Genomic DNA, 15,707 nt, shown 5'->3' on the forward strand with positions numbered 1-15,707 from the left:
GCTAAACCCTTAATAGTAAAAAGCCACGTACAACTTTTTACTATTAAGGATGTGCTTGCTAGCGTTTTTTAGCTTTAATAATGTAAAAGCTAAATATAACAGCTACGGTAAGTTGCGCTATAAAGCCTTGCCACGTAGATTTTAAACCCAGTAGTGCAATATCAAAGTTTATCGGCATTGAACTAATTGCGACTAAATCAGCCTCTTGTAATGCAATGACAGCTTTACCCATTAATACAAAGGCAAGTGCAAATAATAAATACGTTGTATACGCAAAAAACTTAGCAATAGGTAACTTAATCGAATATTTAACTAACACCCATGCAATAAGCGCTAATAAAACCACACCCAATGCAAAGCCCATCGCAACCGATGAATACTGTGCTTGCGAGCTTTGCGTTAATAACGACTGATAAAATAATACCGTCTCGAACACTTCACGATATACCGCTATAAACGAGAGGCCCGCTAGCCCCCACAGTGTGCCAGACTCTAAACGCGTATTAATATTTTGCTGAATATATGCCTGCCACTGCTGAGCACTGGTTTTACTGTGTATCCATACCCCAACATATAGCAAAATAATAGCTGCAAATAGGGCGCCTATCCCTTCCATTACTTCGCGGCTGGCACCACTTATTTGTATTAATGTTTGCGCTGCCGCCCATGTTAAGCCACCTGCTATGAGGGCCATTACCCAGCCAATATGAACGTATTTAAGCGCATCTTGGCGTTTGGTTTTTATAAGCACCGTCATTAGCGCTATAACAACTAATAGTGCCTCTAGGCCCTCGCGTAGCAAAATAACTAAACTGGCTGATAGCAAGGCGCCATCACTGAGTGTGGTGTCATTAAGTAGGTTGTTTGCTTTTGTTAATTGTGTAAGTACAGCGTTAACTTGCGCACTGACAAGCTCGGTGTTTTTTTCATTTTTGAATGTGTTACGTAAGTTCATCAATTGTACTTCAATGCTTTTACGCAAGCTTTCATCGTATGCATTTAAGTTATTTTCTATCAGCTCAAAACCATCTAAATAGGCACTGATAGCCAGTTCGCTGGCTTTTGCATATTCACCATTAGCATGTGCATTTTGCGCTGCAATAAGTTGCGAGCGTGCAACGCTAAGTGGCTCAGCTTTGTTTTTAAATAAGTGTTCTGGATTACCGCGCAGCCACTTAATAAATTGAACTTGGGCAGGGGATTTATTTTGTGAAAGCTGCGCAGGGTTAAGATTAATGATGTCTGAAGTGCTGATTGTCTGGTTATTGTGTTGCGGCTTAGTTATATCTTGAAAAGCTAAACTGCCTACATAAAAGGCGAGTGACCAACGTTGTTGCTCATTAAATTGGCTAAAAGCAACCATTGGCGTATCGTCTATGCCATTGGATACAGCTTCATATAATCCCATAATTGTGCGATTTGTGGCTCGCTCTTTATCCGTAAAGTTGGTGGGCTGTGGTATTAAACCTTTAGCAAGTGGTCCATCACCTTGTCCATTTATGCCATGGCACATAGAGCAGTTTTCTGCAAAAAGTGCCTTTGTTTGTTTTAGGGGTAATAAAGATGTAGGCAAAGAAAGCTGTGGCATAAATTCAAGCAAAGACTCCCTAAGCTTTGAGCTCGCAGCACGAACACTCTGTACGCTTTGTTTATTTATAATGGCGTTATGTAAGGCGCCAGCTTGTATATTTATATGACTGTATTGATTATTAGCACTGCTTAACTGAGTGGCTAGCGTGCTTATTAAATTTGCAAACTCAGACATTTCTTGAAATTCGTCTTTACTGACTACCTCGCCTTTTTGCACCGCGCCAACGTAATCAACCCCTACGTACTCTGCAAGTTGTGATATTTGTTTAATCTTAGCTTGCTCAGCAGGCGTTGAGGCAAAAGCAGAAAAACATAAAAAAGTGAGTAAGAACAAAGGAAAGAGAAAAACGTGGCGACGTGTAATGCCATAAAATAACGAAAAAACACTGGTATACTTACTGGACATAATTAGCCCTATAAAAAACATTTAAAATTAAAACTATTTTTATTACGCTTAAAATAAATAAAACCGTGCTAAAAATAATCCCCCATAAATAACTAACCCGCAGTGAATAGACTGCGGGTTTAATAAAGAAAACTTAGTGACTTTGCTCGGCAGATTTAATACTACTTTGAATGAGAGGCGAGATAGTTAAACCTTGCACAATAATAGAAAATATAACCACAACATAGGTCACAATAACGATTAAATCATGCAGATCACTGCCTGATATAAATACTTGATCACGAGGAATAGCTGCAGCCATAGCTAATGCTAAACCGCCACGTAAACCACCCCAAGTTAAAATTTTAACGCTGTGTTTGTCGTAGTTTTTAAAGCGCTTAAATATTACAAATGGTGCACCAACACTAATAAAACGTGCTAATAAAATAGCAGGTATCATAACAAGGCCTAAGCCAATTTCACCCATTGTTACTGGCATAGTGACAATCAGCATACCAATAATCAAAAATAACAAAGCGTTTAAAAAGCTGTCGGTGGCGTGCCAAAAGTCTTTAATATAGCGCGTGTTTTCAGGCCCTGTGCGCTCGGTTGCTTTTGCGCGAGTAATATTACCTAAAATAATACCACTGGTTACCATGGCAAGCGCGCCTGATATTTCCCATACATTGGCAGCGGCAAAACCCGCAGTTGGAATGGTTAAGGTTATTAATAGGCGTATATTTACATCTTTACAGTTAATAATTAAAAAGTGACCCACAAGGGCCATTGCTAAGCCAAACACGATCCCACCTATGGCATCAACAAAAAACAGCTCTGCAATGTCGGCTGGGTTGGCATCGGTGCCAAAAAATGCAACAGAAAACAGCGTAGTAAAAATTACCAAACCAATACCATCGTTAAATAAAGACTCGCCTTCTACCTGTACCGAAATACCTTCAGGGGCGCGTAATTGTTTAATAATTGCCAGTACAGCAATTGGATCGGTTGGGCTTATTAAGGCGCCAAAAAGTAAACAATAAATAAAAGGGACGGGCCAGCCGAGTGCGGCAAAAATATAAAAACTTAAATAGCCAATTAAAAAAGTAGAGACTACGGTAGAGAACAAAACTAAAGCGGTTATTTCCCATCGTTGTTTACGCAGTGCCAACAGGTTAATTTCTAAAGCACCTGCAAATAACAAAAATCCAAGCATGCCTTTTAAAAGCAATTCATTAAAATTAATACTGGCTACAACTTGCGTCATTTCTAATGCAGTTGTATCGCCTAATAACTTAACTGAAATAATTAATAACAACGATATAACAACCGAGCCCGTTGTTATAGCAATCGTTGTTTGCATTTTAAGAACATACTGGTTTGCATAAGCAATAAAAATTGCGATAGCAGAGAGAAAACAAATGAGATACCAAGCATTCATTGGCTAACCTTAAATTTATTTTAGAGAACAAAAAAGAGCGAATTAAACGAGCCGTATATTACTCCTGTGACTAGGCTGTGTCACAGTATTTATGGGGCTTTTAGCACTTTTTTTATGTCTTTAGGAGACATATAGTTAATGCAAATTTACTGGTGTTATTGCTTGTAATGAGGAGATTAATACAAAGTTGCCTAGGCAACATAATGGCTGATTACTGCCGTTAATTAAATAAAGTAAACGTAGCTATTGTGCACGGCTAATAGTGTAATTTAGTGTAAATATATGTATACAATTTGTATCTGTTTAAAGTTTTACTGATTTTGTGTGTTTTTTAACCTACTGTAATTTCTATTGTTCTTACGTTTCCTAATACTTTACTTGTAAATTAAATGTTTAATTTTCATAACTCAAATTTGTAACATAAGCTTGATCCTTAATCGGGTACAAGTAGTTCCGGTTAATACAAATCCACTACAAACTAAATATTTTGACGGAGCGTAAACGTGAATTTATCAAAAATCACATTAGCAACTTTTGCTGCTTTAACCTTGGTTCAAGCAACAGATGCAGTAGCTGCGAACAAGAAATATCTAAATCAACAAACGGCTTTAAATAACATGATGCAATCAAATTCAGCATCCATTTTATCTACTAGCCCTAAAGACTTGATTGGGTTAAGTGTAAGGAACGAGTTAGTTGTATTAAAAGAGTTTATAAGTAATAACGGTGAAGTAACTCGCCGTTATCAGCAAACATATCAAGGTTTACCAGTAATTGGTGACACTTTAAGCCTTACATTTAAAAATGGCATGCTTAAAAAAGCCCATGGCGCTGCGGTGTACGATATTGAAGGCGATATAAACGATGTAAGCGCTAAATTATCTGTAAAACAAGCCATGCTTCAAAGCCAAAATGTAGGTATAGCTGCAAAAACTAAAGGTTTAAAAAAACACAATGAGAAATCAAGGTTAGCGATTTGGGTTGATCAACAAAGTAAGGCGCATTTGGTGTATGAAGTATCGTATGTAACCTACGGCAAATCGCCATCACGCCCTTATCAAATAATCGATGCTAATACCGGTGAGGTTTTGCTCAGCTACGATAACTTACAACATGCTGATGCTACGGGACCAGGAGGGAATCTCAAAGCAGGTAAATACATCTACGGTACTGACTTTAGCAACCTAGATGTGTCTCAATCTGGTAACACCTGTGTTATGGATAATGCCAATGTAAGAACTATAAATCTCAATGGCGGCACAAGTGGCTCTGCTGCCCATTCATTTACCTGCCCAGAGAATACAGTAAAAGAGATAAATGGGGCTTATTCGCCGCTTAACGATGCTCATTATTTTGGTAACGTTATTTTTAATATGTATAACGACTGGGTGGGGTCGCCACCGCTAAGTTTTCAGTTAAAAATGCGCGTACATTATTCAAGTAATTATGAAAATGCATTTTGGGATGGCAGCGCAATGACCTTTGGCGATGGGCAAAGCACTTTTTACCCACTCGTAAGCCTTGATGTATCGGCGCATGAGGTAAGCCATGGCTTTACCGAACAGAATTCTGGCTTAATTTACAGCGATAAGTCTGGTGGCTTAAATGAAGCTTTTTCTGATATGGCTGGTGAAGCGGCTGAGTATTACATGAAAGGCACTAACGATTGGTTAGTCGGGCAAGATATTTTTAAAGGCAATGGCGCGCTTCGCTATATGAATAACCCATCACAGGATGGACGCTCTATAGATAATCAAGGTAGTTATACCTCTGGTATGGATGTGCACTATAGCTCGGGTGTATTTAACAAAGCATTTTATAACCTTGCTACTACATCCGGCTGGGATACTAAAAAAGCATTTGTAGTTATGGCACGAGCGAATCAGCTTTATTGGAGTGCGAGTACAAATTGGGATTTAGCTGGTAACGGCGTTATGGACGCTGCGTGTGACTTAAATTACAACCCAAGCGATGTACAAGCTGCATTGGCCGCAGTGGGAGTTAGTTCAAACCTAAGTGCAGGGAGCGATTGCTCGAGCACACCTGTGCCTACGGATGAGGCGTTAACAAATAAAGTAGCACGTACGGGGATCAGCGGCTCTGCAAAAGCGCAGATGTTTTTTACACTCGATGTACCAGCGGGGGCAACAGATCTTGAGTTTAATACCGCTGGTGGCTCGGGCGATGCAGACTTATATGTAATGTTTGGAAGTAAACCCACACTGAATACGTATGACTGTAAAAGTACCACCTCTTCAAGCACCGAAAACTGCAGTATTTCGAACGTTCAAGCAGGCACCTACTATGTAATGGTAGAAGCATGGAATGCTATAGCTGATGTATCGCTTACTGGGAGTTTTAACAATTCAACAGGAGGCGTAACACCGATTAACAGAACCGAGTCTAATATTAGTGTTTCAACTAATAGCTGGGCTCGATTTACTCAAGACTTAGGAGCGGGCTATAGTAATTTAACCGTTACTATTTCTGGTGGAAGTGGCGATGCCGATCTTTATATAAATTATGGTTCGGCGTCGAGTACGTCAACTTATTTGTGTAGACCTTATAAAAATGGCAACAGTGAAACGTGTTCGTTTGATAACCCACAGTCAGGTACATGGTACCTAGATTTAAGAGGGTACAGTAATGCAAGCGGAGTAACACTGAGTGTGTCTGCTAATTAAACATTGATACCAGGGGCCTAGTGCCCCTTTTTAATTTTATGGATACCAGTATTGCCAATTATAAGGAATACCAATGAAACCTTTTAAACTACTAAGTGCGCTGAGCTTATTTACTACAATGGGCGTTGTAGCACAAAGTGAAACAAACAAAGTGTGGGTAAGCATAGATTCAACTGCAGCGGAACATTATGAGTATACCCAGCATGGGTTAGTGCAAAGATTGCCCTTTGCACAGCGCTCAACAAGTGCGCTTGAAAATATAGATTTGGTGTATATACCAGCTGATCAGGTAAATAATCTAAGCGAATTTATGCACCACAATTATAATCGGTGCGGTGGGTTTGTAGCACATGATTCATGGCAAGAGGCGAGCAGTTACGCAACACAATTAGCCACGGCGCATACTATACAAAATACATTAGCATTTAGTTATTCTATTGATAACGAACAAACAGTACAAAATTTAATGTCATCAATTAGCACCGTTAACCTCGATAGTACTGTTAACTCTTTAACCAGTTTTAATAATCGTTATTACACCTCACAAACAGGGATAGATGCTGCAAATTGGTTAAAAACACATTGGCAACAAATAGCGCAAAGTCGCAGTGATATTAGCATTGCAACTTACCCGCATAATTGGGCGCAATCGTCGGTTATAGTGACAATTGAAGGCAATGAAAAAGCAGATGAAATCGTTATTATTGGTGGCCACCTTGATTCGATAAATCAGTCAAACCCAAGCAATGGACGTTCACCCGGTGCTGATGATAACGCCTCAGGCATTGCTGTGCTATCAGAGGCGCTGCGCGCGATTGTACAAACTAATTACAAACCACAGCGTACGATTCAAATTATGGCGTTTGCAGCGGAAGAAGTCGGCCTTAGAGGTTCAAGTGATATTGCAAGCAGCTACCAATCGCAGGGTAAAAATGTAGTGGGCATGGTGCAGTTTGATATGACAGGCAATAATGGCAGCATTGAAGATATAGTCATGATGACTGATTATACTAACAATGCACAAAATCAGTTTTTAGCAGCGCTTTTAGATACCTACTTACCGCAATTAGATTATGGATTTGATCAGTGTGGTTATGGTTGTTCTGATCATGCGTCATGGTATCAGCAAGGGTTTGCAGCCTCTATGCCTTTTGAATCAAAAATGGGCGATATAAACCCGCTTATTCACACCCAAAACGATAACCAGTTTGATACTCAACATGCCAGTAAATTCGCCAAGTTGGCAGTAAGTTATGTTGCCGAAATGGCAAAAAATGCCGGCGATACTGCGCCCCCTACTAATAACCAATTAACCAATGGGCAAACACTCAGAGGGATCACAGGGGTTGCAAAAGAGCAGTTTATTTACACATTAGCTGTGCCACAAAGTGCGAGCAATTTAAATTTTATTACGACTGGCGGCACAGGCGATGCAGACTTATATGTACGCTACAATCAAGCACCTACACTGAACGATTATGATTGTAAAAGCACTACCTCAAGTAGTAATGAACGTTGCGATATTAACCCCTCTAGTGAAGGAGTTTACTATGTGATGGTACACGCATGGAATGCGATAGAAAATGTATCCCTAACCGGAAGTTACAATGAAGGGGGGAGTATTGAGCCTATCAATCGGAGCATTACAAACATAAATGTTTCTGCTGGGAGCTGGCAGCGCTTTAGCCAAAGTTTAAATACGCAGTACGCATCATTAGATATAACAATGTCTGGTGGCAGTGGCGATGCTGATTTATATGTAAACTTTGGCACTCCTTCTAGTGATTCTGAGTACTTGTGCAGGCCATATAAAAATGGCAATAGCGAAACCTGCTCGTTTTCCGCGCCACAAACAGGTAATTGGTATATCGATTTAAAAGGGTATAGCAATGCCAGCAATGTCACGTTATCTATAAATGCACAATAACGTGTAAAGGGGTGTGAGCCCCTTTACAAAATTCTAATTTCAATTGGCTTGCCCTTATAGCCAGGCTTACGTAAAATCTTGCTATTATTTTTTGTAAAGTGACTGGTATTATCAAACAGCTGTTTAGTGCAACCGGGCCGTTAGCGTTATCTTTAGATGGATACACGCCACGCCAACCTCAAATTGATATGGCCGTTGCCGTTAACGATGCATTAAAAAATAGCACGCAGTTAGTGGTTGAAGCGGGCACTGGTACAGGCAAAACGTTTGCCTATTTAGCGCCTGCCCTTAAATCTAAGGGTAAAACAATTATCTCAACAGGCTCTAAGGCCTTGCAAGAGCAGTTATACCACCGCGATTTACCTCAGCTAGTAAAAGCACTTAATGCATCTAAAAAAACCGCATTGTTAAAAGGGCGCGCTAATTATCTGTGTACTTATAGGCTAAACCAACATGTAGCACATGTACCAACAGACGATCCTGATGTAATGCATCAACTTGCTATGGTTGCAAAATTTGCCAGTGAAACACACTCGGGTGATTTAGCTGATTGTATTGGTATTGAAGAAGACGCCAAGGTACTGCCCTATGTTAATTCGACAGCCGATAATTGTTTAGGCAAAGAGTGTCCAGACTTTCAATCATGTTATATACGCAAAGCGCGTTTAAATGCAGCCGAAGCGGATGTAGTGGTTATAAACCATCATTTATTTTTTGCTGATATGGCAGTAAAAGACTCCGGTTTTGCCGAACTTATGCCCACCGCCGACGCTTATATTTTTGACGAAGCACACCAGCTTAGCGAAATTGCCAGTGACTACTTTGGTGAAAGTATTAGCACTAAAAAGCTGGTGGATTTAATTAACGATTTACGCGCTATTTACCGTGCAGAAATTCCCGATATGCTGCAGCTTGGCAAAAGCCTTAATAAGCTAGAAACCAGTGTGGCTGATTTACGTTTACAGTTTGGTGTAGATGGTAGCCGAGGAGATTGGCGCGAAAAGCTCAGCGATAAATTAATTTGCGCAGCGCTGCATCGGGTGATTAGCGATTTAGACTTTGTTTATCAGGTATTAAAACTGTGCCTAGAGCGCAGTGATAAAATAGAGCATCCGTTTGAGCGAACATTAGCGTTTAAAGGTCAGTTAGAGCGTGTTTTTGATACCGCACAAACGGGCTTTAGCTATTGGTACGAAACCACGCGGCGCTATTTAACGGTTAATATTACGCCACTTAATGTCTCTGCTAAATTTGCTCAAATGATGAAAGACACCGGCGCAGGGTTTGTATTTACCTCAGCCACGTTATCGGTTGATAATAAGCTCGATCACTTTAATGCAAGCTTAGGTATTACTCCTGCGCAAAGTATGATGGTTGATAGCCCCTTTGATTACCCTAATCAGGCGCTTTTATGCTTGCCACGATATTTGCCTGAATCGCACGCAGAGAACATGCCTCATGCAATTATAAAATTAACCCTAGAGCTGATTAAATCGGCTAAAGGACGTTGCTTTGTGCTGTTTACAAGTTACCGAATGATGCATTTGGTGGCTGAGGGGTTAACCACACAAATGGACTACCCAGTTTATATGCAAGGGCAAATGTCTAAGCGTATAATACTGGAAAAATTTACGCGCCATGGTAATGCGGTATTGTTAGGTACTGCCTCGTTCTGGGAAGGGGTTGATGTACGTGGTAGCACGCTAAGCTGTGTTATTATCGACAAGTTACCTTTTGCAGCACCGGATGACCCATTACTGCAAGCCAAAATGCAAGATTGCCAAATGCAAGGCAAAGACCCGTTTGCTCATATACAGTTACCGCAAGCTGTTATTGCGCTCAAGCAGGGCGTGGGGCGTTTAATACGAGATAACAAAGATAAAGGCGTGCTGGTTATTTGCGACAACCGATTAGTAACGCGCCAATATGGCCAAGTATTTTTAAAAAGCTTACCGCCGATGCGTCGCACGCGAAGCTTAGAAGATGCAAACACATTTTTAAAACACATTAACTAGAGTACTAAAATGATTAAAAGTAATATTCTTGCCCTAGATGCCTCAACCGAAGCGTTATCTTTAGTTTTACACTTTGAGGGCCAAACATTTCATCATTTTGAAGAATGTCCACAGCAACATAGTCAAAAAATACTCCCTTTAGTTGATGAGCTTCTTAATAAAGCACAGTGTAAATTAAAAGACTTAGACGTTATTGGCTTTGGCCAAGGGCCAGGTAGCTTTACCGGTGTACGCATTAGTGTTGCTATTGCACAAGGGTTAGCTTATTCAGCCAATTTACCATTAGTGGGCGTATCAACCTTGGCAATTATGGCCCAGCAAGCGTACGAGCAAACGCAGGCACCAGTAGTGTATTCAGCTATAGATGCGCGTATGGGAGAAATTTATTTTGCCCAATACCAGGTAAATAATGCACGCATGGAGTTGGTAAATGAAGAGTGTGTTATAAAACCAGAGTTATTAAGCAAAGAGCATATAAACAGTGAAGAGTTACATGCGATTGCCGTTGGCACTGGATTTAAAAGTTACCCTGATGCACTTAAAAACGTTAGCAATATAACCATAAATACAGCCATTACTTTGCCAGATGCTCGCTATATGCTTAGCCATGTAGATACGGCCTTTTTAAAGGGCGAGGTTGTTAAAGCAAGCGATGCGCAACCTAAATATGTGCGCGATACAGTAACATGGAAAAAACTACCGGGTCGCGAATAGGCACAAGAGTTGCAAATTGGGTGTTTTTAAATCATAATTTTTAATATGTTTATTGTTGGAAGTTATCTATGACTTTGCCAATTGGTGCTGGTTTTTTTACTGGGGATATTCCTGCAAAGGTTACCTCAACAAAAATTATACCCTCTAAACCACAAGGTTTAGCGGATGATAGCGCCAGTCAAAAAACAAACACAGATTATGTAAAAAGTAGTAAAGCGGGTGTAGAGCTTGCTAATCAATACTTTAGTCAAAGCACTAGTAACGCAAAGTACAGCCAAACTATTTATGACCAACCAAGCCCAACGGTGAGTAAAGCAATTTCAACATATACTGAATTTGCAAATTTAGAGCGTCGCGCCGAAGTACAAGATTTAATAGGCGTCGATATATACGCTTAGCCCCCGTAACAGTAAAAAATAAAAAGCCCGAACACATGTTCGGGCTTTTTCGTAAGCTTATGGCTACTGTTTAATAAAGCCAATTAGTTTATCGGCAATATCTGTATTATTTTGAGCACCGTTAAAGTGTTCACTGCCTTTACCGTAGGCAAATACTTGTACATCTACAGCGGTGTGTCCGCCTGTTGTCCAACCAGTAAAGCTGGCGTCACTAATAATACTTTTAATGGCTAAATTAAGCGCTGTTTCGCCCATTTTTTTCGCTTGTTCAAGTTTTACTTTATTAGCCGGTGTGTATTCAATACCTGTGTTGGCGCGCCAAATAGGCTCTAGGTCATCAGCAGCGAGTAATTGCTTTGTTAGCTCAACGGCTGTAGCTTTAACACCTTTAATAACTTCCGTATCCCACTTATATTGTCCGTGCGCACCGAGGGTTAACCCACCAGTTGAATGATCTGCAGTAACCACTAATAAAGTATCAGGGTTTTTATCAATATAGGCTTTTGCTTTTTCAATCGACTGTGCAAAGTCATCCATTTCGGCCATGGCACAGGCTACATCGTTAGCATGTCCACACCAATCAATTTGGCTGCCTTCAATCATGACAAAAAAGCCGTCTTTATTTTGGCCGTCGAGTAAATCAAATGCTTTAGCTGTTAGTTGCGTTAAGAGGTTTGAATTAGCATCAAGTGCAAATGGCAGGCCCATTGGGGCGTATAAGCCAAGTGCCGGTACTTGTGTGATCTGACCAAGGTTTTTTATATCATCGCTATATTGATAACCAGCTGCTTTAAATTCATCAACGAGGTTACGGTCTTCTCTAATAAAATACTGCGTACCGCCGCCTAGCATTAAATCAACAGGGAGTTTACCGGCAATTTTGTTATCTATGTACTCATTAGCAATCGCATCGTAATTTCGACGTGATTCGTTATGTGTAGCAAAACTAGCTGGGGTGGCATGGTTAATTTGCGAGGTCGCCACTAATGCCGTTGTCATATCGCGTTCTTTTGCTATTTCTAGCATGGTTTTAACGGGCTTTTTTTCAGTATCGACAGCAATAGCACCATTATAACTTTTGTGGCCGCTACTCAGTGCGGTTGCACCTGCAGCACTGTCGGTAACATAAGTGTGATCGTCAGGGTAAGTACGCGCCATGCCTGTTAAAATAGTATCAAATACGGTTGTTTCGATCTGCTTGGTGGTTGGATCATCTTTAAAATAACGATAAGCGGTTGTATAGGCAGGACCCATCCCGTCACCAATCATATAAATTACATTTTTAGGTGCATCGCTTGCATAAACACTGGTAGATGCACATAAAAGCGCTAATAAGCTAAGTTGGTTTTTCATTTTTATCCCTATGAATGTGCTGTTTAAATAGCACCACAATTGTATATGGTTACGGCGTGTTGAATTTGCAGCATAAATACCAAACATGCGCTGCCCAAAAATTCTTTCTAAGGCGATTAAGTTTTTGCTAGGTTTTTACTCCGCCCACAAGGTTACAAACCTCGTACCAGGATTTAACCGCCCGTAGATTGAACAAGTTTCAATCCACAAAGTTCAATACGCCTTCGTATAATAATGAAATGAAGTAAGAATAAAAAGCAAAGTATATAAACAGGTTTGGCTGATTGTCACTAAAACAATACAGCCATTTTTTTAGCTTATGTTAATTATAGTGTAATGAATATAGTGGTATACATTACTTACCTGAAGAGTATTTAAGCTCTGTTTGTAATTATTTATTGAATTAATGAAACTTGAGATAGTTTAAGTTATTGAAATTAAATACATAATTAAAGTTAGAAAGTTAACCTTACAAATCAAGAGGTCTTTATAAATATAAAAAATATAAAAACTTTTGGTATTAGAGGTCTGACAACTAGTATGTTATAAATAATGTCGCACGTTAAAAAGAGGTGTCTGTTGCAGCCATTTGAAATAAAAACAAGAAATATAACATTGCGTGGCTTACAAAAAGGCACTGGCGATGAGCTGGTTATAGCCTTGCATGGGTGGCTAGATAACAGTAATAGTTTTACACCTATGCTAGATAAAGTTAACCCGCAGCATACTTGGTATTGTGTTGAGTTTGCTGGGCATGGGCTATCTGATTGGCGCGCACAGGACGCTCATTATTATTTTGTTGATTATATTGACGATGTGTACCAACTTATAAAGAGCTTAGGGGCAAAAAAGGTACATTTAGTCGGCCATTCAATGGGCGCAATGGTGGTAGGTTTATTTGCAAGTTGTTTTAGTGAGTATGTGTATTCAGTTACCTTTATTGAAGGGATTGGCTGTGTTACAACCCCCAGTGATGAAGTATGTGAGCAATTAAAAGGGGCAATACTGAACAGAGAGCGCGCCTACAACAAAAAAAAGCGCGTTTATAAATCGCAATCAGCGATTATCGAAGCGCGTGCAAATACAACAGATTTAAATAACGAACTGATCACCTTATTGATGAGTCGTAATATTAAGCAAAGTGAACTAGGGTATGTGTTAACAACAGACCCTAAGCTTAAAAATCACTCAGGTTTTAGGTTTGATGAAGCGCAATGTATTGGTGCAATAAAGCAATTAATTGCACCAAGCCAATTAATTTTAGGTAACCAAGGTTATTCGTTTGTAAAACAAAATTTGGCCAAGTATATTAGCTATTACAACAACTTGAAGGTAATTAATGTAGATGGCGGGCATCATTGCCATATGCAAAGCAGTGGGTTATGTTTTGAGCATATTCAAGCCTTTATGCTGCAAAATGGTGCATGTTAATTGTAAATTAGCGCCAAATGTGGGATTATTCCTGCATTAGAGTATTTGCTCAATTGTTAAAGTGCCTTACTTAGATTAAGGTTAATAAAAATATAATTATAAACAGGGGCTAAGAGTGGAAAAAATCTGGCTTAAGCGCTACCCAGAAGGTATGCCTGAAACAATCGATCCTGAGCATTACAACTCGTTACTCGAAGTGTTCGAAAAAAGTTTTACCGATTACAAAGATTTACCTGCATTTACGAATATGGGTAAAACATTATCGTATGATGAAATAGATACAGCGACACAACGTGTTGCCTCGTATATTCAAAATGATTTAGGTCTTAAAAAAGGCGACAAAGTTGCCGTAATGATGCCTAACTTGTTACAAACGCCTATCGCTATTTTAGGTATTTTACGTGCAGGGTGTGTGGTGGTTAACGTAAACCCACTTTACACAGTACGAGAGCTTGAGCATCAATTGAAAGACTCTGACGCGTCAGCTATTTTTATATTGGCTAACTTTGCAGACACGCTTGAAAAAGCACTTGCAAAAACGGATGTAAAACACATTGTTGTTACCCAAGTGGGCGACATGGTGGGTGGTATTAAAAAGCATATCGTTAATTTTGTGGTTAAATACATAAAAAAAATGGTACCCAGCTACAGCCTACCAAATACAATTAAGTTTTCAGATGTGTTAGCAGGTGACCCTGCAAAGTATACGCGCCCAGAAATGAGCTTATCTGATCTGGCCTTTTTACAATACACGGGTGGTACAACCGGCGTATCTAAAGGGGCGATGTTAAGTCATGGCAACATGGTTGGTAACCTTGAGCAAGTATCGGGCTGTTTAGATAAAGTATTAGACCGTGGTACTGAAGTTGTTGTTACTGCATTACCGCTTTATCATATATTTGCGTTAACGGCTAACTGCTTAACGTTTATGAAATACGGTGGTTTGAATGTATTAATTACAAACCCACGTGATATGCCGGCTTTTGTTAAAGAGCTTAATCAGCATAAATTTACTGCTATTACCGGTGTAAATACCCTGTTTAACGGGTTACTTAATACACCAGGGTTTGCAGAGCTTGATTTTAGTCATTTAAAAATGTCATTAGGTGGCGGTATGGCGGTACAACGTCCTGTAGCTGAAAAATGGCAAAAAGTGACTAATTCTAAATTAATGGAAGGTTACGGTTTAACTGAGTGTGCACCGCTTGTAACTGTAAGCCCGTACGATTTAGAAGCTTATAATGGCTCTATTGGTTTACCTGCTCCTAATACCGAAATTAAGCTAATGCTTGAAAACGGAGAAGAAGCGGCAAAAGGTGAACCCGGTGAGCTATGGGTTAAAGGCCCACAAGTTATGCTAGGTTACTATAACCGCCCAGATGCAACCGCAGAATGTTTGCAAGATGGCTGGTTTGCTACCGGCGATATTGCCACATACGACGATGAAGGTTTCTTCTATATTGTTGACCGCAAAAAAGACATGATCATTGTATCGGGCTTTAATGTGTTCCCAAATGAGATAGAAGAAGTGGTTGCCATGCACGACGGCGTACTAGAAGTCGCGGCTATTGGTATTCCGCACGATGTAAGTGGCGAACAAGTTAAAGTTTTTGTTGTTAAAAAAGACCCTTCTTTAACTGAAAAAGATATAATAAATCACTGTCGTGATAATTTAACTAATTATAAGGTGCCTAAACTCGTTGAGTTTAAGGATGAGTTACCTAAAACAAATGTAGGTAAAATTCTCAGAAGAGCCCTAAAAGATTAGTAAA

Annotated in this window: 10 protein-coding genes; 7 read left to right on the forward strand and 3 right to left on the reverse strand. The window is 39.8% G+C overall.

Translation table 11 applies throughout. The features are described from left to right. Window positions 1–58: 58 nt before the first annotated feature. Both CWC04_RS05240 and CWC04_RS05245 read right to left on the reverse strand, forming a co-directional pair. The gene (locus tag CWC04_RS05240) at window positions 59–1,996 is read right to left on the reverse strand and encodes a cytochrome c/FTR1 family iron permease (protein ID WP_249326047.1); all 1,938 of its coding nucleotides are present in this window, start codon (window positions 1,994–1,996) and stop codon (window positions 59–61) included. 133 nt (window positions 1,997–2,129) lie between these two features. Then, the gene (locus CWC04_RS05245; protein ID WP_064387250.1) at window positions 2,130–3,413 is read right to left on the reverse strand and encodes a cation:proton antiporter; all 1,284 of its coding nucleotides are present in this window, start codon (window positions 3,411–3,413) and stop codon (window positions 2,130–2,132) included. A 503-nt stretch (window positions 3,414–3,916) separates the two neighbouring features. On the opposite strand from CWC04_RS05245, the gene CWC04_RS05250 reads away from it, so the two are divergent. The 5 genes from CWC04_RS05250 to CWC04_RS05270 all read left to right on the forward strand — a co-directional run bounded on the left by CWC04_RS05250 (window position 3,917) and on the right by CWC04_RS05270 (window position 11,151). Next, the gene (locus CWC04_RS05250) at window positions 3,917–6,097 is read left to right on the forward strand and encodes a M4 family metallopeptidase (protein ID WP_138684814.1); all 2,181 of its coding nucleotides are present in this window, start codon (window positions 3,917–3,919) and stop codon (window positions 6,095–6,097) included. Window positions 6,098–6,170: 73 nt separating this feature from the next. Continuing rightward, entirely contained in the window at window positions 6,171–8,024 is a 1,854-nt protein-coding gene (locus CWC04_RS05255) for a M28 family metallopeptidase (RefSeq protein WP_171038560.1), read from the forward strand. 98 nt (window positions 8,025–8,122) lie between these two features. Then, complete coding sequence (gene yoaA / locus CWC04_RS05260; protein ID WP_029772969.1) at window positions 8,123–10,039, forward strand: DNA repair helicase YoaA; 1,917 nt, start codon at window positions 8,123–8,125, stop codon at window positions 10,037–10,039. Between the two features lie 9 nt (window positions 10,040–10,048). Continuing rightward, a complete protein-coding gene (gene tsaB, locus CWC04_RS05265; RefSeq protein WP_126008875.1) occupies window positions 10,049–10,753 on the forward strand; it encodes a tRNA (adenosine(37)-N6)-threonylcarbamoyltransferase complex dimerization subunit type 1 TsaB in 705 nt (234 codons plus the stop codon). A 68-nt stretch (window positions 10,754–10,821) separates the two neighbouring features. Continuing rightward, window positions 10,822–11,151, forward strand: a complete 330-nt coding sequence (locus CWC04_RS05270; protein WP_126008873.1) for a hypothetical protein — start codon at window positions 10,822–10,824, stop codon at window positions 11,149–11,151. Between the two features lie 63 nt (window positions 11,152–11,214). Here CWC04_RS05270 and CWC04_RS05275 read toward each other — a convergent pair whose 3' ends face one another. After that, on the reverse strand, window positions 11,215–12,504 hold the full coding sequence (locus CWC04_RS05275; RefSeq protein ID WP_138684815.1) for an alkaline phosphatase: 1,290 nt from the start codon (window positions 12,502–12,504) through the stop codon (window positions 11,215–11,217). Between the two features lie 579 nt (window positions 12,505–13,083). On the opposite strand from CWC04_RS05275, the gene CWC04_RS05280 reads away from it, so the two are divergent. Both CWC04_RS05280 and fadD read left to right on the forward strand, forming a co-directional pair. After that, window positions 13,084–13,935 carry an alpha/beta hydrolase gene (locus CWC04_RS05280; protein WP_138684816.1) on the forward strand — a complete coding sequence of 284 codons (852 nt, stop codon included), beginning with the start codon at window positions 13,084–13,086 and terminating at the stop codon, window positions 13,933–13,935. 115 nt (window positions 13,936–14,050) lie between these two features. Continuing rightward, window positions 14,051–15,703, forward strand: a complete 1,653-nt coding sequence (gene fadD, locus CWC04_RS05285) for a long-chain-fatty-acid--CoA ligase FadD (protein ID WP_004586367.1) — start codon at window positions 14,051–14,053, stop codon at window positions 15,701–15,703. Window positions 15,704–15,707 lie beyond the last annotated feature (4 nt).

Source organism: Pseudoalteromonas sp. S2893, from assembly GCF_005887105.1.
GTDB lineage: Bacteria > Pseudomonadota > Gammaproteobacteria > Enterobacterales > Alteromonadaceae > Pseudoalteromonas > Pseudoalteromonas atlantica.

Excerpts from the sequence above, each read along its gene's own strand:
- CWC04_RS05240 (WP_249326047.1), bottom strand. The coding sequence starts at position 1,996 with ATGTCCAGTAAGTATACCAGTGTTTTTTCGTTATTTTATGGCATTACA.
- CWC04_RS05245 (WP_064387250.1), bottom strand. The coding sequence starts at position 3,413 with ATGAATGCTTGGTATCTCATTTGTTTTCTCTCTGCTATCGCAATTTTT.
- CWC04_RS05255 (WP_171038560.1), top strand. The coding sequence starts at position 6,171 with ATGAAACCTTTTAAACTACTAAGTGCGCTGAGCTTATTTACTACAATG.
- tsaB (WP_126008875.1), top strand. The coding sequence starts at position 10,049 with ATGATTAAAAGTAATATTCTTGCCCTAGATGCCTCAACCGAAGCGTTA.
- CWC04_RS05270 (WP_126008873.1), top strand. The coding sequence starts at position 10,822 with ATGACTTTGCCAATTGGTGCTGGTTTTTTTACTGGGGATATTCCTGCA.
- CWC04_RS05275 (WP_138684815.1), bottom strand. The coding sequence starts at position 12,504 with ATGAAAAACCAACTTAGCTTATTAGCGCTTTTATGTGCATCTACCAGT.